This window comes from Caballeronia sp. ATUFL_M2_KS44, from assembly GCF_023630965.1.
GTDB lineage: Bacteria > Pseudomonadota > Gammaproteobacteria > Burkholderiales > Burkholderiaceae > Caballeronia > Caballeronia concitans.
The window spans coordinates 444,129-466,772 of sequence record NZ_JALQEA010000006.1 but is presented as its reverse complement, the minus strand read 5'-3'; the positions used below and the strand labels follow the sequence as shown (position 1 = coordinate 466,772).

Genomic DNA, 22,644 nt, shown 5'->3' with positions numbered 1-22,644 from the left:
GGCGACGCGCGTCTGTGCGGCGGCTCGCTAAGAAGTCTCGTCGATGCGATCCACCCGCGACGCGTAGAACGCCAGATAGCCCTTGATCTGCATCACGGCATCGAACGGGCTTTCATAGCTCCAGACGGCGTTTTCGACCGGACCGTCCTCGGTCAGCAGATGGTAGTAGGTGGCGTCGCCCTTGAACGGGCAATGCGACGTGTGGATCGAGCGTTCGAGCCGCGCCATGTTGACGTCGGCGCGCGGAAAATAGTGAACGTTCTCGTGCCCCGTTTCGGTGAGCGTCAGCGACGCGTGCGTATCGGCGTACGTGACGCCCTGGTGGATCACGCGGCAGCGCCGGGCGTTCGGCGCAATCTCGATGCGGTGCGTCGCGTGCCCGTCGTTCAGATCCGTGCTCATCGTGCTGTCCTCCGCGCTGCGGTTCAGAGAATCGCGAGGCGCGGCCGCGCGCCCCGTCCACAAAAAAGCCACGAGCTGGCTGACGTCGGCTCGTGGCTTGATTATGAGACAAAACGCCCGTCGCGAGGGGCGGCAGTTCTGATGCGCGGATCACCGCGTCATTGAATGTTCCAGTGGAACGCCGCCTTCGCCTTGCCCGGACCGGACACGCTGACGGCCTGCTTCTTTTCCTGGTCCTTGTACTTCGCGTAGACCGTATAGCTGCCCGGCGGCAGCTTGACGAGCATGTACGGACCCATCGATTCCGTGTTCAGCACTTCCCCGCCCTTTCCGCCGACGATGCGCACGCGCACGCCCGACAGATAATCGGCGGTCGGCCCGGTGAAGCGCAGCGACAGCGGCCAGTGCGCCTGTTCGCGTATCAACGCGTGCGATTCGTCGAGGCCGACGCCGCCCGACGTGTACGACACGTCGCCTTGCTGCTCGATCTGCGGCAGGCCGCCGCCGTTGCTGTTGCCCGCGCTGCCGGTGTCGCTCGTGCCGGCGCTCGCGGGGTTCGCTCCGCTCGCGCCGCCCGCCGTCTGTGCCCATGCGCCGCTCGCAAGACCCGCCGAGAGCGCCGTTGCCAAGAGCGTCGCCGCCAGCTTTCCCGTTGTGCTCGTCATCGTCATCGTTGTTCGCTCCTTTTTCGATGCCGCCGCGCGTCGAGCGCCGGCAGCGTCACGCCCGATGCGCAGCGTTCGCGCGATTGGGCACCGTCCGGCGTTCAAGCATGCCGCGTGCCCGGAGCCAACGCGCGCGCTTCAGCCGAGATCCACCGGCACGAAGATCTGCGCGTCGTCACGCTGGATCAGGAGCGCGATGCTGTCGCCGGCGTGCGAGACCATCGTCTTCAGTTGCTGCACCGACGTCACCGGCTGGCCGTTGACCGCGAGGATCACATCGCCCGCCTGGATGCCCGCGCTCGCCGCCGCGCCGTTCGACTGCTGCACGACGAGCCCGCGCGACAGCGATCCCGACTGCTTCTCCTCGGGCGTGAGCGGCCGGACCGCGACGCCGAGCCGCGCATCCTGCGCCGCGCCGCCGGCGTCGCCGTTCACGTTGGCGCTCGCGGTCTTCGTGTCCTTGAGCGCGCCGATCGTCACGTTGATGTCCTTCGTGCTCTTGTCGCGCCAGACCTGCACCTTCGCCGAACTGCCCGGCGCGAGTCCCGCGACCTGCGACGGCAGCGAAGTCGAATCCGTCACCGGCACGCCGTTGAGCGCGACGATCACATCGCCCGGCTGGAGACCGGCCTTCGCGGCGGGTCCGCCCGGCTCGACCGAACTCACGAGCGCGCCCTGCGGCGAAGTCATGCCGAAGGAATTGGCGAGCGTCTGGTTCATCCCCTGCACCGTCACGCCGATGCGACCGCGATCCACATGGCCCGTCTTGATGAGCGCGTCCTTGACCTTGATCGCCTCGTTGATCGGGATCGCGAACGACAGCCCCTGGAAGCCGCCCGTCTGCGAGTAGATCATCGAGTTGATACCGATGACTTCGCCCTGCAGGTTGAAGAGCGGCCCGCCCGAGTTGCCCGGATTCACCGGCACGTCGGTCTGGATGAACGGCGTGTAGTTCTCGTTCGGCAGCGCGCGCGACTTCGCGCTGATGATGCCCGAGGTCACCGTGTTGTCGAAGCCATACGGCGAGCCGATCGCCACGACCCACTGGCCGACCTTGCTGCCGTTCGGATCGCCGATCTTGACCGTCGGCAGATTCTTGGCTTCGATCTTCAGCACGGCGACATCCGACTGCTTGTCGGAGCCGATGACCTTCGCGCGGTACTCGCGCTTGTCCGTGAGCTTGACGGTGACGACGTTCGCGTTATCGACGACATGCGCGTTCGTCAGAATGTAGCCGTCGCTGCTCACGATGAAGCCCGAGCCCAGCCCTTCGCTCGGACGATCCGCGCCCGGGCCGCCATCGCCGCCGCCGAAACCGGGGACGTTGCCGTAGAAGCGCTTGAAGAACTGATAGAAAGGATCGTCGGGATCCATCGGCAACTGGTTGGCGCCGCCGCGTCGCGCGGACGTCTGCTTCACGACATGCTTCGCGCTGATGTTCACCACGGCCGGGCCGTACGTCTCGACGAGGCCGGAGAAGTCCGGAATGCCCGTCTTGGCGGCGGCTTCGGCAGGCATCATCGCGGCTTGCGCGGGCGCGATGACCTGCGGCGCGGGAACGTTGTTATGACCGGCGACATAGCCCGCCGACAAGGCCACGGCAACGGCGGCTGCGACGGCGCTGCGGGTGAGAATCTTCGCTTTCATCGTGTGCTCCAGATAACGTGTGCGCTTGAGTAGAGCAGGCTCTACGGATGAAGCAAGATTACGGGGCGTCGCTTAAAACTTTCTTAAAAGCCGCGCGAAAGCGATAGGAAAAGGGCGGCTGCCCTTTCGGATAGCCGCCCTTCGCTTTGCTGCCTTCCTGACGACAGGATCAGAACTCGTAGCCGACCTGACCGCGCACGCCTGCATCGCCATGCGGCGTGACCGATGCCGCCGCGTTCACGAGCCAGTGGCTGTCTTCCGAGCGATACGTGCCGCCCAGACCGATCGCGGTATAGCCGCGATAGTTCGCCACGCCCGCCGCGACGACCGTGCGGCCCGGCTGCATCGGCGTGAGGTTCGGCATGGCCATCGCGGCGGCGACACCCGAGAACGCCTCGCGCGCAACCGTGTTGACGTTGTTCTGCACTGCGTTCAACTGGTTCATGTTGGCCGCGTCCGTTCCGGCGACGCCCGCCGCGACGTTCGTCACGCGGCGTTCGTTGCCCGCGGAGCCGACCGACACCGTGTTGTCCTGCGACGCCACCGAGTGATCGCCGAGCGCAACGGAGTTCGCCGCCGTCGCCTGCGCGCCGTTGCCGATGGCCGTCGAGTTCGCGCCCGTCGCGGTGGCGGGCGTATCGTTGGCCTGCGACGCCACGACCGAGCTGCCGCCGATCGAAATGTTCTGCACGCGCTGGTTCAGGGCATCGACCTGGACGTTGGTTGCGTAGAGCTGCGAACCGTTGACCGCGTCGGTGCTGGTCGCGCTGAGCGAACCCGCCGCCACGCCCGTCAACTGGCGCGCGCCGCTCGTGCCGGTGATGTCGACGACGGTGCCGTCGGTGTCCTTCGCCACCGTGATGGTGCGCGTCGTCTGGTCCTGCTGGACGAGGCCGATCGTGCCGTTGTTGATCGCGTTGGTCAGGTTGGCGACGCCCGCCCCGGCCTGCGCGACGCGGCTATCGAGATTCGTGATCGCGTCGCCGACGTTGTTCACGGCCTGGCCGTTGACCGTGTAGGTCGGCGCGGAAATGGTTCCGTCGGGATTCACGGCCGCGCCGCCGCCGAGCGCCTGCGCCGTCGAACTCGATACGGCGTAGAGCTGCGATCCGTTGACGGCTTGCTGGCTCGTTGCGTTGACCGCGCCATTGGCGACGCTTTCGAGGACGCGCGCGCCTTGCGTGCCCTTGAAGTCGACGACGGTGCCGTCGGTGTCCGCGCCGACGTTGATGTTGCGCGTCGTCGGGTCTTGCTTGACGAGGCCGATCGCGCCGGTCAGCGCGTTGATGGCGTTCGTGTTGTCCGTGACTTGCTGGTTGGTGGCGTAGAGCTGGGAGCCGTTGACTGCTTGCTTGCTGCTGTCCGATAGCTGGCCGGGAGCGAGGCCATCGATCGTGTTATTGGCCATATCCACGGCGCCTTTCATCTGGATGCCGCTGGTGGCCTGAATGGTGACCGAGCCGTTGCTGAGGCTGATTTGATCTTGCGGGTTTGTACCATCGCTCGTGATATGCACGAAGTTCGTTGTGCCGGTGCTGCATCCGTTTGTTGATGGCAGTCCAGTTGCCGGCCCCGTGTAGGTGTATGCGCTGCTGAACCCCGACGTATCGCACAACGTGATCTGCGGAGACCCAGCCAGCGCCGCCGTACTTCCCATCATCACGACGACTGCCGCGACGATTATTTTCAAGCGGCCTGCGACCATCGATCGCAAATCATTACGGCCATATTTTCTGAGCACACGCCTCGCGTTGTTCATTACGCCATCTCCTTTTGGAAAACGTGAAACGGCGTAGGTTATTCAGCGATCCAAATCAAACGTACGCGATTAATCCGAAACTCATAGGCAACAGTAACTTCTCGGATTTTTACCCCAATACCAATAGACATGCGGCAATCGGTTCGACGAAACAGCGGCTTTTGACTCGCATTTAAATTGTCTGACGCCATCGAATCGCATTCCTTATATTCGATTCGACAAGTTTCAAATCGAGCGGACGCAGTTAATCCCTGCATCGCGCAGAGAAAGCCTTCCTTTCTTATTCCTTACCGACCGGTTTCAAGCGAATCACGCGACTCAAAGCCGAACGGTCACCTTCAACCCGCCCGCCGCCGATTCCGCCAGTTCGACGCTCGCCCCATGCTGATCCGCGATGCGCTTCACGATCGCGAGCCCCAGCCCGCTCCCCGCGACATCGGTACGCGCGCGATGCGCGCCTTCGCCCACGCGATAGAACCGGTCGAACACGCGCTCGCGCTCTTCCGCCGGAATGCCCGGCCCCGTGTCCGCGATTTCCACGACCGGATGCCCGTCGTGCAGCTTGAGGCAGACGTCCACCCGTCCGCCCTTCGGCGTGTATTTCGTGGCGTTGTCGATGAGATTGTTGAACATCACGCGCAACGAATCCGGATCGCCGATGACCGTCGCCGCCTCGCTCGCCTCGATGCCCAGATCCACGCCGCGCTCCTCGGCCACGAGCACGTAGGCGCGCACGCAGTCGTCGAGCAGCGCGCGCAGATCGACGGCCTTCGCGACCGCCTTGCCATCCGGTTCCGACCGCGCGAGCGCGAGCAATTGCTCCGCGAGCCGCGTGGCGCGCGCGATGCCTTCGTTCAGATCGGACAGCGCCTCGCGCCGCGTCGCGTCGTCCTGTGCGCGTCCGACGAGCTGCGCCTGGATCTTCACGGCGGCGAGCGGCGTGCGCAATTCGTGCGCGGCATCGGCGACGAAGGCTTTTTGCGTGTCGAGCGCAGTCGACAGCCGCGAAAGCAGCGCGTTCAGCGCCCGCACGAGCGGCCGCACTTCCTGCGGCAAACGCTGATCGGACAGCGGATCGAGCGCCTCCGGATGCCGCGTGTCGAGCGCGCGCGCGACGCGCTGCAACGGCGCGAGCCCTTGCCCGACGATCAGCCAGATCGCGAGCCCGAGCAGCGGCAAGAGCAGCACGAGCGGCCACAGCGTGCGCCACGCGACGCCCGCCGCCACGCGATTGCGGATCGACAGCGGCTGCGCGAGCTGCACGACGTTATCGCCGACGATCGCGCTGTACACGCGCCATTCGCCGCGCGCGGTCATTTCCGTGGAGAAGCCGAGTTCGGCATGCGGCGCGAGCGGCACGCGCGGATGCGAGTAGTACATCAGCACGCCGTTGCGATTCCATATCTGGATGACGACGCCTTCGTCGCTCTCGCTGCGCGAGGTCAGCACCGACGAAAACGGTTCCGACGGCAGCGCCGCCGCGATTTGCTGAAGCTGGTAATCGAAGAGTTCGTTGGCTTCGGCGAGCGCCTGCCGGTAGATGAGCCATCCGGCGAAGCCCACGCCGACGATCACGAGCGCGAGCAGCCAAATAAGCAATTGGCGGCGGATCGACCGCATCAGGCGTCCTTCGCGACCATGTAGCCGAGGCCGCGCACGTTGCGGATGAGGTCGGCGCCGAGCTTCTTTCTCAGCGAATGGATATACACCTCGACGGTGTTGCTGCCGATTTCCTCGCCCCAGCCGTAGATTTTTTCTTCGAGCTGGCTCTTCGACAGCACCGCGCCGGGCCGCGCCATCAGCGCTTCGAGCAGCGCGAATTCGCGCGCCGACAACGCGACGGGCGCACCCGCGAGCGTCACCTGATGGCCGACGGGATCGAGCGTCAGGTTGCCGTGGCGCACGAGCGATTCGCCGCGTCCCGCGTGACGGCGGATCAGCGCGCGCATGCGGGCGCCGAGTTCGTCGAGATCGAAGGGCTTGACGAGATAATCGTCCGCGCCGGCGTCGAGGCCCTTCACGCGATCCGCGATGGCATCGCGCGCGGTCACGATCAGCACCGGCAGCGCATTCGCGCGGGCGCGCAGCGTCTTCAGCACGTCGAGGCCGTCGCGCTTGGGCAGGCCGAGATCGAGCAGCATCAGGTCGTACGCTTCGCCGGACACCGCCGTGAGCGCGGCCTCGCCGTCCTGCACCCAATCGACCGCGAAGCCGTCCGCGCGCAGCGCCTTGCGCACGCCCTCGGCGATCATCCGGTCATCTTCGACTAACAGGATACGCATGGCATCGTGTATGAATGGTTAGGACATGGGATCCGGTCCATTTTAGCCGCGCGGCCACGCGGCAGGCTTAAACCGGACTTAACCGCGCGGCGCGTTCCGGCGATCCGGCGATCCGTACGATTCCCGCAAGCCAGCTTGTCTACAATAGCCGCTTCGCCCGCGGCGGCCCCGGCCCGGCATCGCGGTGCAGTCCAGAACTCATTCCAAGAACGCAAGCTCGTATGCTGGTTTTTTCTCCGCTGTTCAGTTCCGTTTCCGCGCGTCTTTCGACGTTCGCGCTCGCCACGGCGCTCGCCTGCGCCGCCCTCTCCCATGCACCGGATGCGCAAGCGCGCGGCGGCACGCGCTCCGAGTCGCAGAAGCACGCACCGGAGCGCGCGGCTTTCGGCGGCGCGAAGTCGAAGAAGGCGGCCAAGCCTGCGCGCGTCGTGGCGCCGGCCGGACCGCTGCCGGCATCGGTCATGACGGCGCTCGCGCGTGCGCACGTGCCGCTTTCGTCGATGAGCGTGGTCGTGCAGCGCATCGGCGCGCCGACGCCGCTCGTGTCGATCAACGCCGAACGCCCGATGCTTCCCGCCTCGACGATGAAGCTCGTCACCACGTACTCCGCGCTCTCGATGCTCGGGCCGGACTATCGCTGGAAAACGACCGCTTACGCCGACGGCGACGTCGACACGCAAGGCACGCTGCACGGCAATCTGTACATTCAGGGCACCGGCGACCCGAAGCTCGTGCCCGAGGAATTGATCGACCTCGTCGACCAGATCCGCAAGAGCGGCATCACCGGCATCGACGGCGCGCTCGTGCTCGACAAGCGCTATTTCGACGCCTCCACGCGCGATCTTCCCGCCTTCGACAACGACGACGCCGCGCCCTACAACGTCGGTCCCGATCCGCTGCTGTACGCGTTCAAGTCGCTCTCGTTCACGCTGACGCCGAACCCGGACGGGCAGGTGTCGATCGACGTGTTGCCGCAACTCGCGCAATTGCAGATCGACAACGAACTGCGCGTGACGCGCGGCGCATGCGCGGGCACGCTGCCGGCTGCGTCGCCGAGCGTGGCGCAGACGCAGGGCGGCTTCGTGCAGGCGTCGTTCATCGGCGACTATCCGCTGCGCTGCGGCGCGCGCACGATCAACGTCGCAGCGCTCGATCACTCGACGTTCTTCGCGGGCGGCTTCCTCGCGTTGTGGAAGCAGGCGGGCGGCACGTTCCAGGGCGCGACGCGCGAAGGCCCGACGCCTTCCGGCGCGCGGCTCGTCGGCACGCATCGCAGCCCGGTGCTGTCGGACATCGTGCGCGACATCAACAAGTACAGCAACAACGTGATGGCGCGCAACCTGTTCCTGACCGTCGGCGCGGCGCAACTGAAACCGCCCGCGACGACCGCGAAATCCGCGCAGGCCATCCAGACGTTCCTGCGCCGCAGTGCCCTGCCGATGAACGGCCTGTCGCTCGACAACGGCTCGGGGCTTTCGCGCGACGAAACCATCGCGGCGGCATCGCTCGCCGATCTTCTACAGGCGGCGAACGCGAGTCCGGTCGCGCAGGTGTTCGTCGAATCGCTGCCGATCGCGGGCGTCGACGGCACCATGCGCAACCGTCTCGCCAACGCGGGCGCGGGCGGCAACGCGCACATCAAGACCGGCACGCTGCGCGACGTGCGCGCGATCGCGGGCTATGTCGGCGCGGCGGACGGGCAAAGCTATGTCGTCGTGAGCTTCATCAACGATCCGCGCGCCGAAGCGGCCCGCGCCGCCCACGATGCGCTCCTCGAATGGGTCTACGAAGGCGCGGGCACGGCGGCGCGCGAACAGTAAGCGCGAGGGTGAGGGCGAGCCTGAGCGCGTGCGGTCGAGCACGGCGGCGCGCGGGCGGCAATCGAGCAAAACCCGCGTTGTGGGCACGAACCGCGTGCCCGCGACCGAAGATTTCTTCTACCGCGCCGCGCCCGATAAGGCGCGCGCGCCGTGTACGCTGTCGAACGCGGCGGTCGCGAATGCATCGCGTCGCTCGACATTCGCACCGCTTGCGGCACAATTCGATGCAGCAGCACACGCGACGCCCCGACGCGCCGCGAAACAAATAGAAAACACCGAAGAACGGAGACGAGGTCCATGAAGAAGCATCGCTCGACGCGCGCCGCCCTGGTGCGCCACGCCCGCATCGCCACTGCCAGCGCGGCGTTCGCGCTGCTCGCCGCATGCGGCGGCGGTTCAGACAACAACAATTCGACGCCGGCCGGCGGCATCAAGCTGCAAGTCGTTTCGTTCGGCGACAGTCTTTCGGATGTCGGCACGTATTCGCCCGTGGCCGCGGCCAACTTCGGCGGCGGACGCTTCACGACGAATCCCGGACAAGTGTGGGTGCAGAACATCGCGCAGTATTACGGCGACACGCTCACCCCGGCGATGACCGGCGGCTTCGGCTCGCCGCCCGTCGCGCAATCCGGCCTGGGCTACGCGCAGGGCGGCGCGCTGGTGACGAGTCCGATCGGCATCAACCACGTATCGACCGATCCGGCGAACTACGCGGGCGCGCTGACGGTGCCGGTCGTCACGCAGGTGCAGAACTATCTGACCGCGCACGGCAGCTTCAATTCGAACCAGCTCGTCATCATCAACGGCGGCGCGAACGACATCCTGTACAACTTCCAGCAGGCGGTGGCCGGCGCGATCACGCCCGCGCAGGCGAGCGCGGCGATCGGCAAGGCGGCGATCGATCTGACGGGCATCATCGGCACGATCGTGCAGCATGGCGCGACGCACGTGCTGGTGTCGAATGTGCCGGACATCGGAACGACGCCGCAGGGTTTGATGAGTTCGGCCGCGAATCGCGCGCTGCTCACGCAGGCATCGGCGGGCTTCAATCAGGTGCTGGCTGGCGCGCTGACGCAGGCGGGATTGATGTCGAAGGTCATTTATTTCGACGTGGTGCCGCTCCTGGCCAACGTGACCGCGAATTACGGGCAGTACGGCTTTGCGGTGTCGAACACCGGGACGGCGTGCAATCTTCAGGCGATGGCGACGGCGGCCGCGAAGTTCGGCGAGCCGAATCCGAGTGCGTTCGCCACGTCGCTGTTCTGCTCGCCGCAGACGTTGACGGTCGCCGGCGCGGATCAGACGTATATGTATGCGGACACCGTGCATCCGACGACGCATCTGCACGCGGTCTGGGCGCAGGCGACGGAGCAGTTGATCGCGAAGACGGGGTTGGGGAAGTAAGGTCGAACGTAGCCGCTGGAATTTGAAAAGCCCCGCTTCAGCGGGGCTTTTTGCGTCTGCGGCATGCGAGCGCGAGCCGATCAGCCCTCGCCCTCGAACGCCGCCGCCGCCCGTCCCAGCCGATCGTTCACCGCGATCCACTCCACCGATTCCGGCAGCTTCTCGACGAGAATCCGCTCGACATCCGCGCGATCCAGCGCCCGCAGCAATCCATAAAGCGCCCGCGCGTAACCCTGCGGATCTTCCGGCGCGGCGATGAAATGCACATGCGGCGCGCGCGCCCATTCGCCCGCGCTTGACGCCCGCGCCACCAGCGCGATCTTCTTGCCGCCGGCGGCATGACGCGCGGCAAGCATCGGCTCGATCGATGCGAACGGCAGCAACGCGAGCGGCGTGCGCGGCGCGTAATGCGCCTTCAGCGTGCCCGATGCGCGCGGCGCGGTGGCATCGCTGCCATCGGGCAGACGCGGCGCTTGCCCGATCACATCCGCGATCTCCTGCGGACTCACATGCCCCGGGCGCAGCAACGCCGGAAAGCCGCGCGATAAATCCAGAATCGTCGATTCGATGCCCACGTCCGCCGCGCCGCCATCGAGCACATGCACCGCGCCGCCGAATTCATCGCGGACATGCTGCGCCGTGGTCGGGCTCACATGACCGAACCGGTTCGCCGACGGCCCCGCCACGCCGCCCTGCCTGCCAGTGCCCAGCCGGCGCGCATGAAACGCCGACAGCAGCTGCTGCGCGACCGGATGCGAAGGACAACGAATGCCCACCGAATCCTGCCCGCCGCTCACCGCCGCCGGAATATGCGATGCGCGCTTGAGAATGAGCGTGAGCGGCCCGGGCCAGAACGCATCGATGAGCTTCTGCGCGTCGGCGGGCAACTCGCGCACCCAGTAGCCGGGATCGGCTTCGGGCGCGAGATGCACGATCACCGGATGATTCGCCGGCCGTCCCTTCGCCGCGTAAATGCGCGCGATCGCCTCGGGATTCTCGGCATCGCCGCCCAGGCCATACACCGTTTCGGTCGGGAACGCGACGAGTTCGCCCGCATCGAGCAGGGCCGCGGCCTCGTCGATCTGCGCGGCGCTCGGATAAATGATGGTCATCGCTTCTACTGCTTAAAAACTCAATCCAGCGGAATGTGCAGCATGCGCGCACAGTCGCGCGCCGCCGTGCGCGCTTCCTCGAGCGTCGCCGCCGTGAAATTGATGTGGCCCATCTTGCGGCCCGGACGCGCTTCTTCCTTGCCATACAGATGCAGCCGCGCCGACGGCATCGCCGCGACCTCGATCCAAGCGGGCGCGCGCGCCTTGTCCTTTTGCGGGCCGTCGAACCAGATATCGCCGAGCAGATTCAGCATCGCGGCCGGCGAATGCTGGCGCGTGTCGCCGAGCGGCATGCCGGTCATCGTGCGGACTTGCTGCTCGAACTGGCTGGTGGCGCAGGCATCGACCGTATAGTGGCCGGAATTGTGCGGGCGCGGCGCCATTTCGTTCGCGATGAGCGAGCCGTCTTCCAGCACGAAAAATTCGACGCACAGCACGCCCACGTAGCCCAGCTTCGCCGCGATGGTCAGCGCCGCGTCCTGCGCCTGCGCGACGAGCGCAGCGGACGCATCCGGCGCGGGCACGATGGTCTTCGCGAGAATGCCGTTGACGTGCGTGTTCTGCGCGAGCGGGAACACGGCCGACTTGCCGTCGCCGCCGCGCGCGATCAGCACCGACACTTCGTACTTCAGCGGCATGCGCTTTTCCAGCACGCACGGCACGCCCGACAGCGACGCATACGCGGTCCGCACTTCCTGCACGTTGCGCACGCTCAACTGCCCCTTGCCGTCGTAGCCGAGGCGCGCGGTCTTGAGAATGCCAGGCAGCACGGCGGCGATTTCGTCGTCGGGAAGCGCGGCGAGCGCCTCGGGCGATTCGATCACCACGTGCGGCGCGACCGGCACGCCCGCCTGCGCGATGAAGCGCTTCTCCGCGACGCGATCCTGCGCAATCGCCACGCAACTCGCGGCGGGGCTGACGAACGTGCAGCCGGCGAGCAATTCGAGGCTCGCGGCGGGCACGTTCTCGAATTCCGTCGATACCGCCGCGCACAGCCGGCCGAGTTCGGTGAGCGCGGCTTTGTCGTCGTAGGCGGCGCGGATATGGCGATCCGCGACGGCGCCCGCCGGGCTCGTGTCATCGGGATCGAGGACGGCGACGCGATAGCCCATCGACTGCGCGGCGAAGCAGAACATGCGGCCGAGCTGGCCGCCGCCGACCATGCCGAGCCACGCGCCCGGCAGGATGGGAGAGATTGGGGAAGATTGTGGATTCATCGATGCGTGCGTGTGTCGGAGAAAGCCGGATCAAAGCGGCGGCAGCGCCATGTCGCGCGCCGCCTGGTTCTGCTTCACGCGGAAGGCGGCGAGCGCGTCGGCGAAACGCGCATCGGTGACGCTCAAAATGGATACCGCGAACAGCGCCGCGTTCGCCGCGCCCGCCTCGCCGATCGCGAATGTCGCGACGGGCACGCCCTTCGGCATCTGCACGATCGAATGCAGCGAATCGACGCCCTTCAGATACTTGCTCGCCACCGGCACGCCCAGCACCGGCACCGTGGTCTTGGCCGCCAGCATGCCCGGCAGATGCGCCGCGCCGCCCGCGCCCGCGATGATCGCCCGCACGCCGCGTTCGCGCGCGCGCTCGGCGTAGTCGAACATCTCGTCGGGCATGCGGTGCGCGGACACGACCTTCGCCTCGTACGGCACGCCGAATTCCTGCAGGATCGCGACCGCGTTCTTCATCACGTCCCAGTCGGAACTGGAACCCATCAGCACGCCGACGAGCGGCGCGTCGTGCGCGTGCGCTCCGGTCTGTACTTCGCTCATTTCGCTGCTTTCCTTGTGCTTTCTATCGAACGCGCGCGTGTCGCCCAACGGACGAAAACGCGCGATGCCAACTTACGCGAGCGTCTGCCCCGTCAGGCGTTGCAGCGCTTCCTGATACTTTTCCGATGTCTTCGCGATCACGTCGTCCGGCAGCTTCGGCGCGGGCGGCTCCTTCTTCCACGGCTGCGTTTCGAGCCAGTCGCGCACGAACTGCTTGTCGAACGACGGCGGATTCGTGCCGACCTGATAGCCGTCGGCGGGCCAAAAGCGCGACGAATCGGCGGTGAGCACTTCGTCCATCAAATACAGCTCGCCCTTGTTGTCGAGGCCGAATTCGAACTTCGTATCCGCGATGATGATGCCGCGCGTCGCCGCGTACTCGGCGGCTTCCTTGTACAACTGGATGGAGATGCGGCGGATCGTGGCCGACAGCTCCGTGCCGATGCGGCGCTCCATGTCATCGTAGGTGATGTTTTCGTCGTGATGGCCCATTTCGGCCTTCGCCGCCGGCGTGAAGATCGGCTCGGGCAGCTTCTGCGCGTTTTGCAGGCCCGGCGGCAGTTCCACGCCGCAGACCGCGCCCGTCGCCTGATAGTCCTTCCAGCCGCTGCCCGCGAGATAACCGCGCACCACGGCTTCGACGAGAATCGGCTCCAGGCGCTTCACGACGACCGCGCGGCCCTTCACCTGCTCGATTTCGTCCGGCGCGACGACGGTCGAAGGATCGATGCCCGTGTTGTGGTTCGGCACGATATGGCCGAGCTTGTCGAACCAGAAGTCGGCCATCTGGTTCAGCACGCGGCCCTTGTTCGGAATCGGCTCGCCCATGACGACATCGAATGCGGAAAGGCGGTCGGTGGTCACGATGAGGAGCTTGTCCTGACCGACGGCGTAGTTGTCGCGGACCTTGCCACGGCCCAGCAGCGGCAGCGATTTGATCGTGGATTCGTAGAGCGTGGACATCGTCATGTACCGAAAGGGCTGAAATGGTGAACGCCGCGCCTGGCCTGCGAGCGCGGAGAGGGAAAAAGCGAACGGGCTCCGAACCCGGAACCCGTTGATTTTACTTTACAAATCGAGCTTGATTTGCGGCAGCGTTATTTCACGATCTGCGCAAGCTCACCGGACTTGTATTTCTCGGCGATCTTGTCGAGCGGAATCGGCTTGATCTTGCCGGCCATGCCCTCGCAGCCGAACTGCATGTAGCGCTGGCGGCAGATTTCCTTCGCGGCGTCGCGCGCGGGCTTCAGGTAATCGCGCGGATCGAATTTCGACGGATTCTGGAACATATAACGGCGGATCGCGCCGGTGATCGCGAGCCGCAAGTCGGTGTCGATGTTCACCTTGCGCACGCCGTGCTTGATGCCTTCCTGAATCTCTTCGACGGGCACGCCGTAGGTTTCCTTCATGTCGCCGCCGAATTCGCGGATTTCCGCGAGCAACTCCTGCGGCACCGACGACGAACCGTGCATCACGAGGTGCGTGTTCGGAATGCGCTGATGGATTTCCTTGATGCGATCGATCGCGAGGATATCGCCCGTCGGCTTCTTCGAGAACTTGTACGCACCGTGCGACGTGCCGATGGCGATCGCGAGCGCATCGCACTGCGTTTGCTTCACGAAGTCGGCGGCCTGTTCGACGTCGGTGAGCAATTGCTCGCGCGTCATCGTGCCATCGGCGCCGTGGCCGTCTTCCTTGTCGCCCTTCATCGTTTCCAGCGAGCCGAGCACGCCCAGCTCCGCTTCGACGGTGACGCCGATCGAATGCGAAAACTCGACGACCTGCTTCGACACCGCGACGTTGTACTCGTACGACGCGACGGTCTTGCCGTCGGCTTCGAGCGAGCCGTCCATCATCACGCTGGTGAAGCCCGAGCGGATCGCGGCCATGCACACGGCCGGCGACTGGCCGTGATCCTGATGCATCACGACCGGAATATGCGGATACGACTCGACCGCCGCTTCGATCAGATGACGCAGGAACGCTTCGCCCGCGTACTTACGCGCGCCCGCCGACGCCTGCATGATGACGGGCGCGTTGACTTCGTGCGCCGCCGCCATGATCGCCTGCACCTGTTCGAGATTGTTCACGTTGAATGCCGGGAGGCCGTAGCCGTGTTCGGCTGCGTGATCCAGCAATTGACGCATTGATACGAGAGGCATTGTGGTGAAACTCCATAAGTGAAACGAATTCTTCAGCGCGCGAACTCGCTCTCGGGCGGTTTTCGGCTTCGTCGTCTTGCGCGCTTGATGGAGCGAGCGCGGCGGCTGGGACCGCGCCCGTTCCGGACGTGCGACAAATCGCGCGGCGTTTGACCGCGCAGCGTTCTCAAAAACGCTTAGAAATGATCGCCGACGCGCACGATCTTCAGCGTGTTGGTGCCGCCCGCCTGGCCCATCGGCTCGCCGACGGTGAGCACGACCATGTCGCCGCGCGCCGCGTAGCCTTTCGAGACGACCACTTCGAGCGCCTGATTGAGCGCGGTGTCGCGGTCCATGTTGGTGTCGAGATGCAGCGGCGTGACGTTGCGATACAGCGACATCGTGCGTTCGCTGCCGACGCGCGGCGTCAGCGCGAAGATCGGCACGTGCGACCAGTGGCGCGACATCCACAGCGCGGTGGAGCCGGATTCCGTCAACGCGACCACGGCCTTCGCGCCGAGATGGAACGCCGTGAAGAGCGCGCCCATCGCGATGGACTGGTCGATGCGCGTGAACGTGCGGTCCAGGAAATCGCGGTCCAGTTGCGACTCTTCGGACTTCTCCGCTTCGACGCATATAGCCGCCATCGTCTCGATGGTCGTGACCGGATACTTGCCCGCGGCCGTTTCGGCGGAGAGCATGACGGCGTCGGTGCCGTCGAGCACGGCGTTCGCCACGTCCGACACTTCCGCGCGCGTCGGCACGGGCGCGTGGATCATCGATTCCATCATCTGCGTGGCGGTGATCACGAGCTTGTTCGACTCGCGCGCCATGCGGATCATGCGCTTTTGCAGCGCCGGCACCGCCGCGTTGCCCACTTCCACCGCCAGATCGCCGCGCGCGACCATGATGCCGTCGGACGCGTCGAGAATGCCTTGCAGCGCGGGAATGGCTTCGGCGCGCTCGATCTTCGCGATCATCTTCGGCTTGATGCCGTACGGCGCGCCCGCGATGTTCGCGAGTTGGCGCGCCATTTCCATGTCCGTCGCGTTCTTCGGGAACGACACCGCGACGAAGTCCGCGCCGAGCGACATCGCCGTCTTGATGTCCTCCATGTCCTTCTCGGTCAGCGCGGGAGCCGTAAGCCCGCCGCCCTGCCGGTTGATGCCCTTGTTGTTCGACAGCTCGCCGCCGACCTTCACGACCGTGTGAATTTCCTCGCCGATCACGCGCGTCACGTCGAGCACGATCAGGCCGTCGTTCAGCAGCAGCGTGTCGCCTGCGCGCAGATCGCGCGGCAGATCCTTGTAGTCGAGGCCGACGCGGTCGTTGTTCCCGAGTTCGCAATTCGCGTCGAGGACGAACGTGTTGCCCGCGACGAGCATCGTCTTGTTGTTCTCGAACTTGCCGACGCGGATTTTCGGGCCTTGCAGGTCCGCCATGATCGCGACCTCGCGGCCCACGTGGCGCGCCGCCTCGCGCACCCATTCGGCGCGCTGGCGATGGTCGTCGGCGGTGCCGTGCGAGAAGTTGAAGCGAACGACGTCGAGCCCGGCCTGCATCATTTGAAGCAGGATGTCGGGATTGCTCGAAGCCGGGCCGATGGTGGCGACAATCTTGGTGGCGCGATGCATGGAATTCCTCGTCTCAGTGGGACCGCCCGTAACAGCGCTGCGAGCACGTTGCGCCAACGGCGATGTATTGCTGACCGGTTGCGCGCGCGCGCCGGTTCGTGCCGGCGTCGCTTTATCGATTTCTTGTGTGGCAAGGGCGGCCACGCCGCCGATGATGACCGGAGGCGTCGGCGGCAACGCCGCTTCGTCCTCCGCTTCTTCCGCTTTCGCTTCTTTTTCCGACGGCGCCGGCTCGTCCGGCCGCGCCGCCTCGGCGATCACGAGGACCGCTTCGGCGGCGGCGTCGAGTTCGCCGCGTTCGTCGTTCACATCGGTTTGCGCGCCGCCGGCTGCTTGCGCGCCCTGCTTTCCTGCTTTCGCCGGTTGGTTTCGGGCGGCCAACGCCTCAAGCCCCGGCGCGGGATTCGAGCACTTCCACCGCGGGCAGCGTCTTGCCTTCCAGGAATTCGAGGAACGCGCCGCCGCCGGTCGAGATGTAGCTGACCTTGTCGTGGATGTTGTATTTCGCGATGGCCGCGAGCGTGTCGCCGCCGCCTGCGATCGAAAACGCCGACGAATTGGCGATGGCCTGCGCGAGCGTCTTCGTGCCGTTGCCGAACTGGTCGAATTCGAACACGCCGACCGGGCCGTTCCACACGATGGTGCCGGCCGTCGCGAGTTGCGCGGCGAGCGCCTTCGCGGTGTCCGGGCCGATGTCGAGGATCATGTCGTCGTCGGCGACATCGGCGACGGGCTTCGTTTCCGCCTTCGCGGTCGCGGCGAATTCCTTCGCGGTCACGACATCGCTCGGAATCGGCACCGATGCGCCGCGTGCGCGCGCCGCCTCGATGATTTCCTTCGCCTCGCCGACGAGATCCGCTTCCGCGAGCGACTTGCCGATCTTCAAGCCGGACGCGAGCATGAACGTGTTCGCGATGCCGCCGCCGACGATCAGCTGATCCACCTTCTCCGCGAGCGACTTCAGAATGGTCAGCTTGGTCGACACCTTCGATCCGGCGACGATGGCCACGAGCGGGCGCTTCGGGTTGCCGAGCGCCTTGCCGAGCGCGTCGAGTTCGGCGGCGAGCAGCGGGCCCGCGCACGCGACGGGCGCGTACTTCGCGATGCCGTGCGTCGTGGCTTCGGCGCGATGCGCGGTGCCGAACGCGTCGTTCACGTAGATGTCGCAGAGCTTCGCCATTTTCTGCGCGAGCGCGTCGTCGTTCTTCTTCTCGCCCTTGTTGCAGCGGCAGTTTTCCAGCAGCACGACGTTGCCCGGCTGGACCTGAACGCCATCGACCCAGTCGGCGACGAGCGGCACGTCGCGGCCCAGCAGTTCCGACAGGCGCTTCGCGACGGGCGCGAGCGAGTCTTCCGGCTTGAACTGGCCTTCGGTCGGGCGGCCCAGGTGGGACGTGACCATCACGGCGGCGCCGGCGTCGAGCGCGGCCTTGATCGCCGGGACGGAGGCGCGCACGCGCGTGTCTTCGGTGATGTTGCCGGCGTCGTCCTGCGGCACGTTGAGGTCCGCGCGGATGAACACGCGCTTGCCAGAGACTTTGCCTTCGGATATCAGATCGGTGAAACGCAGTACTTTCGTCATGGGAGTCAACGTTAGTCAGAAAAGCGGTTCGGGCGAAGAAGCGGCTATGGCCGGCTGCTTCGTTGGATTGTCGGCGGGGACCGGACGACAGAATCTGAATCCGAGCCCCGCGCGTGCATCAATCTGGGGGCGAAGGCCGCGCGCGAGGAACGGGCGCACGGCGGACATGCTGGAGGGGGAAGCGGGATGGCAGGCGGCGAAAAGGCGCGTGAGCGCGGATCGCATGAGCGCACGGGACCGGCGGTCTTGCCGGAGGCGGCGAGCTGCGGAACCGATGCGCGGTGACTGCCGGACTCACTTTCGACCTCGCTCTGCGACAGGAAAGACCGTCATTTTAACCGATAGCCCCGCCCGCTTTTAGCGTCGAATGCTTGATGATGCGTATTTGGCGCATCCGCCGATTTCTCACGCGACGAGCCTGAGCAGCGTGAACGCGATCATGCCGACGGCGATCGTGCCCATCATGCCGCGCCGCCACAGGAAATACGCGAGCCCGGCGAGCGACGCCCACATCGCGTGATTCGACAGCGCGACCGAAAAGCCCGCGGACGTTTCCAGCACGTCCGGCACGACCACAGCCGCGAGCGCCGCCGCCGGCGCGTAGCGCAGCACGCGCTGGATGCGCGGCGGCAGCACCGCGCGCTCGCCGCCGATCAGGAAGAAAGCGCGCGTCACCGCCGTCACGATGCCCATGCCGAGAATGGCGAGCCAGATCTGGAGTGTGGTCATCGGGCGGGCTTGATGGTGTCGGATTCGGCGGCAGCGTCCGTCGATGCCGGTTTCGACGGCAACGGCGACGGCGACGCCACGGGCCGCGCGCGATCCGCGATCACGTCCGCCAGCGTGCCGGCCAGCAGCGCCGCCAGCACCGCGAGCGGCAGGCCGAGGCGATACGGCAGATCGAAGGTAAGCAGCGCCACCACGCTCGCGACGGCGACGGCGGCAAGCGTCGAGCGCGTCGCGATGGCCGAGACGATGATCGGGATCAGCGCGAGCGTGCCCGCGAGTTCGAGTCCCCAGTTCGCCGGAATCAGGCTCGCGAGCAGAATCCCCGCCACCGACGACACCTGCCACCAGAACCAGCAAACGAGCGCGAGTCCCCAGAAGAACGCTTCCTTGCCGTCGCGTTCGCCGGGCGCGAAATTCCGCCTCGAAAACATCAGATAAATGATGTCGCCGTTGAAGTAGCCAATGAGCATGCGCCGCCACATCGGCAAATAGGCGAAATGCGGCGCGAGTCCGGCGCTAAACACCACGAAACGCAGATTGACCATCGCGGCCGTCAGGAGCACGGTCCAGAGCGGCAGTTTCGCGGCGAAAAGCGGCAGCACCGCGAGTTGCGACGACCCCGCGTAGACCGCGAACGACATGCCGAACGCCTGCGGCAGGGTGAGCACGGACTTGCTCATGGCGATGCCGGTGACGAGACCCCAGGAGAACGTCGCGAGAATGGCGGGAGAGAAGGTGCGGACGCCTTCGAGAAATGCGCGGCGATTCGTGTCGGACAGCCGGTGGAGCATGGACGGATGCGAGGCCAATGTAATGCGATGCCGATGCCTTCGCGCGAAGCCGCCCGATGCGGCCGAAGCAAAAGCACGAGAGAAGCGTGATGAAGCGAAATACGGCGGATCACCGCCCGTCCTGCCTGGATGGCGCGCGGACCGGAGAAACCGGACGCGTCATTCAGAATCGCGGTGAAAGGCAAATTATAGCGTCGCGAAAAGCGCTTTTAGCTCGGTTCAATTGTGAAAAGAAGCTAAAATGGCGGTCTTTCACCGCCTTCCCCGCGATTGCGCTTTTGCCGCGCTTTCCGTTATCGGCGGGCACGGATTCATCGAAATCACTGAACGAGAAAGCTAGGAGAAGCGTATGTCAATGGCCGACCGCGACGGCAAGATCTGGATGGATGGCAAGCTGATCGACTGGCGAGACGCCAACATCCACGTCCTGACGCACACGCTGCATTACGGCATGGGCGTATTCGAGGGCGTGCGCGCATACAAGACCGCGAGCGGCACGGCCATCTTCCGCCTGCAGGAGCACACCAAGCGTCTGCTCAACTCGGCCAAGATCTTCCAGATGGACGTTCCGTTCGACCACGCCACGCTCGAAGCCGCGCAACTCGAAGTCGTGCGCGAGAACAAGCTGGAATCCTGCTACATCCGACCGATCATCTGGGTCGGCTCCGAAAAGCTCGGCGTGTCCGCGAAGGGCAACACCATCCACGTGGCCATCGCCGCGTGGCCGTGGGGCGCGTATCTCGGCGAAGACGGCCTCGCGAAGGGCATCCGCGTGAAGACGTCGTCGTTCACGCGCCATCACGTGAACGTGTCGATGGTCCGCGCGAAGGCGTCGGGCTGGTACGTGAACTCCATCCTCGCGAATCAGGAAGCCGTGACCGACGGCTACGACGAAGCCCTGCTGCTCGACGTCGACGGCTACGTGTCCGAAGGCTCCGGCGAGAACTTCTTCCTCGTGAACAACGGCAAGCTGTACACGCCGGACCTGTCGTCGTGCCTCGACGGCATCACGCGCGACACGGTGCTCACGCTGGCGCGCGACTTCGGCATCCCCGTGATCGAGAAACGCATCACGCGCGACGAGGTCTATACCTGCGACGAAGCGTTCTTCACCGGCACCGCCGCCGAAGTGACGCCCATCCGCGAACTCGACAACCGCACCATCGGCGCGGGCAAGCGCGGCCCCATCACGGAGAAGCTGCAAAGCGCATTCTTCGACGTGGTCGGCGGCAAGAACGAGAAGTACGCGAGCTGGCTCGCGAAAGTGTGATGCCGCGGCGGCCCGCGCCGCCCGCTTGCCGCATGCAATGAACGACATTGAAAAGAGAGTGCAATGAGCGACCTGAAGGAAATGCCGCTGGTTGAATTGTCGGCAAAGGACATCCCCGCGTTCTGCCCGAACCCGAAGATGCAACGCTGGAGCACGCATCCGCGCGTGTTTCTGGACGTGTCGCACGGCGAAGCGCGCTGCCCGTACTGCGGCACGCGCTACAAGCTGAAGGACGGCGAAGTCATCAAGGGCCATTGAACGCCCGTTGACCCGAGCCGGACCGAATGACCGAGCGTCTTCGCTGACCGAAGCGCGCGGGTTTTCGTTCGGCTCGGCTGCATGGCATCGGCATGACATGGCACGGCCGGAAGATGCGGCCGCCCCACATACCAACAAGACACCTGCGCCTCGCCGCTCGATTGCGGGGAGCCGCGACTATTTTGAGATCGGATAACGAACGATGCGCCGTGCGCTGGTTATAGCACCGAACTGGATCGGTGACGCATTGATGGCGCAGCCGCTCTTTACGCTTCTGAAGAAGCTGCATCCGCGCATCGCGATCGATGCCGTCGCGCCCTCGTGGGTCGCGCCCGTGCTCGAACGCATGCCGGAAATCCACGACGTCTACGCCACCGACCTCGCCCACGGCAAGCTGCAGTTGCTGCGCCGCTGGCAGCTCGCGAGCGACTTGCGCGATGTCGGCTACGACGCCGCCTACGTGCTGCCGAACTCGATGAAATCCGCGCTGCTGCCGTGGATGGCGGGCATCCGGCTGCGCATCGGCTACAAGGGCGAGAGCCGCTACGGTCTCTTGAACGTGCGCCATGCGAATCCGCCGAAGACGGAGCGTCCGCCGATGACCGCGCACTACGCCGCCCTCGCCTACGCGCCGGGCGCGAAGCTGCCGTTCATCGACAAATTCGCGCAAGCCCACGACGCCCAGACAACCGACGCGCCGCTTCTGCCCGTGCCGCGCCTCGAATCCGATCCGAACGAAGCCGCGCGCGTCTCGGCGCGCTTCAATCTCGATACGCGCGCGCCGCTCGTCGTGTTCTGTCCCGGCGCGGAGTACGGTCCCGCCAAGCGCTGGCCGCCGGAGCACTTCGCGTCGCTTGCGCAGTTCGTCGCGCAGTCGTTTCCTTATGCGCGCATCGTCGCGCTCGGATCGAACAAGGATTCGGCCGCCGCGCAAGCCATCGCGGAGCGCGCGCCGAACGTGCGCAATCTGTGCGGGCAGACATCGCTCGGGGAAGCGTGCGCGCTGATCGCGCGGGCGAGCGCCGTCGTGACCAACGACTCGGGGCTGATGCACGTCGCGGCGGCGCTGAAACGCCCGCTCGTCGCGGTCTACGGCTCGACCGATCCGCGCCATACGCCGCCCTTGTCCGACCTCGCAAAGGTACAATGGCTTCATCTTGATTGCAGTCCGTGCTTTGCCCGCGAGTGTCCGCTCGGCCATCTGAATTGCCTTCGCGAGCTTTCCGCCGAACAGGTCTTTGCCGATTTGCGCGGCATGCTGCTCGCGCATCGTTGAAGCGTCACGCCGCTGGAACGACCGTCTTCTTGCGGGCGCGGACACGCGAATGTCTCCCGAATCGTGTCTGATCGGGGACATGCCTTGAACCATGACCGATGCG

At 65.7% G+C, this 22,644-nt stretch carries 20 protein-coding genes; 5 read left to right on the top strand and 15 right to left on the bottom strand.

Annotated features, from left to right (window positions below; all coding sequences use genetic code 11):
• Positions 1 to 27: 27 nt before the first annotated feature.
• The 6 genes from NCR39_RS02215 to NCR39_RS02190 form a co-directional block, all read right to left on the bottom strand.
• Positions 28 to 402 (bottom strand): DUF427 domain-containing protein, encoded by a 375-nt coding sequence (locus NCR39_RS02215; RefSeq protein WP_250450452.1) that lies wholly within the window; start codon positions 400 to 402, stop codon positions 28 to 30.
• A 158-nt stretch (positions 403 to 560) separates the two neighbouring features.
• Positions 561 to 1,067: a carboxypeptidase regulatory-like domain-containing protein gene (locus tag NCR39_RS02210; protein WP_250451442.1), complete on the bottom strand. Its 507-nt coding sequence runs from the start codon at positions 1,065 to 1,067 to the stop codon at positions 561 to 563.
• Between the two features lie 138 nt (positions 1,068 to 1,205).
• Entirely contained in the window at positions 1,206 to 2,714 is a 1,509-nt protein-coding gene (locus NCR39_RS02205) for a DegQ family serine endoprotease (RefSeq protein ID WP_250450451.1), read from the bottom strand.
• Positions 2,715 to 2,883: 169 nt separating this feature from the next.
• Positions 2,884 to 4,122: a YadA family autotransporter adhesin gene (locus tag NCR39_RS02200; RefSeq protein WP_250450449.1), complete on the bottom strand. Its 1,239-nt coding sequence runs from the start codon at positions 4,120 to 4,122 to the stop codon at positions 2,884 to 2,886.
• Between the two features lie 669 nt (positions 4,123 to 4,791).
• On the bottom strand, positions 4,792 to 6,093 hold the full coding sequence (locus tag NCR39_RS02195) for an ATP-binding protein (protein WP_250450447.1): 1,302 nt from the start codon (positions 6,091 to 6,093) through the stop codon (positions 4,792 to 4,794).
• Positions 6,093 to 6,755, bottom strand: coding sequence for a response regulator (locus NCR39_RS02190; protein WP_040051669.1), 663 nt, complete (start codon positions 6,753 to 6,755; stop codon positions 6,093 to 6,095). The genes NCR39_RS02195 and NCR39_RS02190 overlap by 1 nt, the downstream gene beginning before the upstream one ends.
• A 221-nt stretch (positions 6,756 to 6,976) precedes the next feature.
• On the opposite strand from NCR39_RS02190, the gene dacB reads away from it, so the two are divergent.
• Together dacB and NCR39_RS02180 are read left to right on the top strand one after the other, a co-directional pair.
• Positions 6,977 to 8,575 carry a D-alanyl-D-alanine carboxypeptidase/D-alanyl-D-alanine endopeptidase gene (gene dacB, locus NCR39_RS02185; protein WP_250450445.1) on the top strand — a complete coding sequence of 533 codons (1,599 nt, stop codon included), beginning with the start codon at positions 6,977 to 6,979 and terminating at the stop codon, positions 8,573 to 8,575.
• 297 nt (positions 8,576 to 8,872) lie between these two features.
• Positions 8,873 to 9,979 carry an SGNH/GDSL hydrolase family protein gene (locus NCR39_RS02180; protein WP_250450444.1) on the top strand — a complete coding sequence of 369 codons (1,107 nt, stop codon included), beginning with the start codon at positions 8,873 to 8,875 and terminating at the stop codon, positions 9,977 to 9,979.
• A gap of 80 nt (positions 9,980 to 10,059) precedes the next feature.
• Here the strand turns inward: NCR39_RS02180 and NCR39_RS02175 are convergent, their stop codons facing one another.
• The 9 genes from NCR39_RS02175 to NCR39_RS02135 all read right to left on the bottom strand — a co-directional run bounded on the left by NCR39_RS02175 (position 10,060) and on the right by NCR39_RS02135 (position 19,737).
• Positions 10,060 to 11,091, bottom strand: coding sequence for an L-threonylcarbamoyladenylate synthase (locus NCR39_RS02175; protein WP_250450443.1), 1,032 nt, complete (start codon positions 11,089 to 11,091; stop codon positions 10,060 to 10,062).
• A 20-nt stretch (positions 11,092 to 11,111) separates the two neighbouring features.
• Positions 11,112 to 12,308: a 5-(carboxyamino)imidazole ribonucleotide synthase gene (locus tag NCR39_RS02170; RefSeq protein WP_250450442.1), complete on the bottom strand. Its 1,197-nt coding sequence runs from the start codon at positions 12,306 to 12,308 to the stop codon at positions 11,112 to 11,114.
• Between the two features lie 30 nt (positions 12,309 to 12,338).
• Positions 12,339 to 12,860, bottom strand: coding sequence for a 5-(carboxyamino)imidazole ribonucleotide mutase (gene purE / locus NCR39_RS02165; RefSeq protein WP_250450441.1), 522 nt, complete (start codon positions 12,858 to 12,860; stop codon positions 12,339 to 12,341).
• 72 nt (positions 12,861 to 12,932) lie between these two features.
• Positions 12,933 to 13,823 (bottom strand): phosphoribosylaminoimidazolesuccinocarboxamide synthase, encoded by an 891-nt coding sequence (locus NCR39_RS02160; protein ID WP_250450440.1) that lies wholly within the window; start codon positions 13,821 to 13,823, stop codon positions 12,933 to 12,935.
• Positions 13,824 to 13,957: 134 nt separating this feature from the next.
• Positions 13,958 to 15,022 carry a class II fructose-bisphosphate aldolase gene (gene fba / locus NCR39_RS02155; protein WP_250450439.1) on the bottom strand — a complete coding sequence of 355 codons (1,065 nt, stop codon included), beginning with the start codon at positions 15,020 to 15,022 and terminating at the stop codon, positions 13,958 to 13,960.
• Positions 15,023 to 15,198: 176 nt separating this feature from the next.
• The gene (gene pyk, locus NCR39_RS02150; RefSeq protein WP_250451441.1) at positions 15,199 to 16,635 is read right to left on the bottom strand and encodes a pyruvate kinase; all 1,437 of its coding nucleotides are present in this window, start codon (positions 16,633 to 16,635) and stop codon (positions 15,199 to 15,201) included.
• 385 nt (positions 16,636 to 17,020) lie between these two features.
• On the bottom strand, positions 17,021 to 18,217 hold the full coding sequence (locus tag NCR39_RS02145) for a phosphoglycerate kinase (protein WP_250450438.1): 1,197 nt from the start codon (positions 18,215 to 18,217) through the stop codon (positions 17,021 to 17,023).
• Positions 18,218 to 18,622: 405 nt separating this feature from the next.
• Positions 18,623 to 18,946, bottom strand: a complete 324-nt coding sequence (locus NCR39_RS02140; protein ID WP_250450437.1) for an AzlD domain-containing protein — start codon at positions 18,944 to 18,946, stop codon at positions 18,623 to 18,625.
• Positions 18,943 to 19,737 carry an AzlC family ABC transporter permease gene (locus NCR39_RS02135; RefSeq protein ID WP_250450435.1) on the bottom strand — a complete coding sequence of 265 codons (795 nt, stop codon included), beginning with the start codon at positions 19,735 to 19,737 and terminating at the stop codon, positions 18,943 to 18,945. The genes NCR39_RS02140 and NCR39_RS02135 overlap by 4 nt, the downstream gene beginning before the upstream one ends.
• 349 nt (positions 19,738 to 20,086) lie before the next feature.
• Here NCR39_RS02135 and NCR39_RS02130 point away from each other — a divergent pair, with 349 nt between their 5' ends.
• The 3 genes from NCR39_RS02130 to waaF all read left to right on the top strand — a co-directional run bounded on the left by NCR39_RS02130 (position 20,087) and on the right by waaF (position 22,541).
• A complete protein-coding gene (locus NCR39_RS02130) occupies positions 20,087 to 21,007 on the top strand; it encodes a branched-chain amino acid transaminase (protein WP_250450433.1) in 921 nt (306 codons plus the stop codon).
• A gap of 63 nt (positions 21,008 to 21,070) precedes the next feature.
• The gene (locus NCR39_RS02125; protein ID WP_035961321.1) at positions 21,071 to 21,265 is read left to right on the top strand and encodes a zinc-finger domain-containing protein; all 195 of its coding nucleotides are present in this window, start codon (positions 21,071 to 21,073) and stop codon (positions 21,263 to 21,265) included.
• A 202-nt stretch (positions 21,266 to 21,467) separates the two neighbouring features.
• Positions 21,468 to 22,541, top strand: coding sequence for a lipopolysaccharide heptosyltransferase II (gene waaF / locus NCR39_RS02120; protein WP_250450432.1), 1,074 nt, complete (start codon positions 21,468 to 21,470; stop codon positions 22,539 to 22,541).
• Positions 22,542 to 22,644 lie beyond the last annotated feature (103 nt).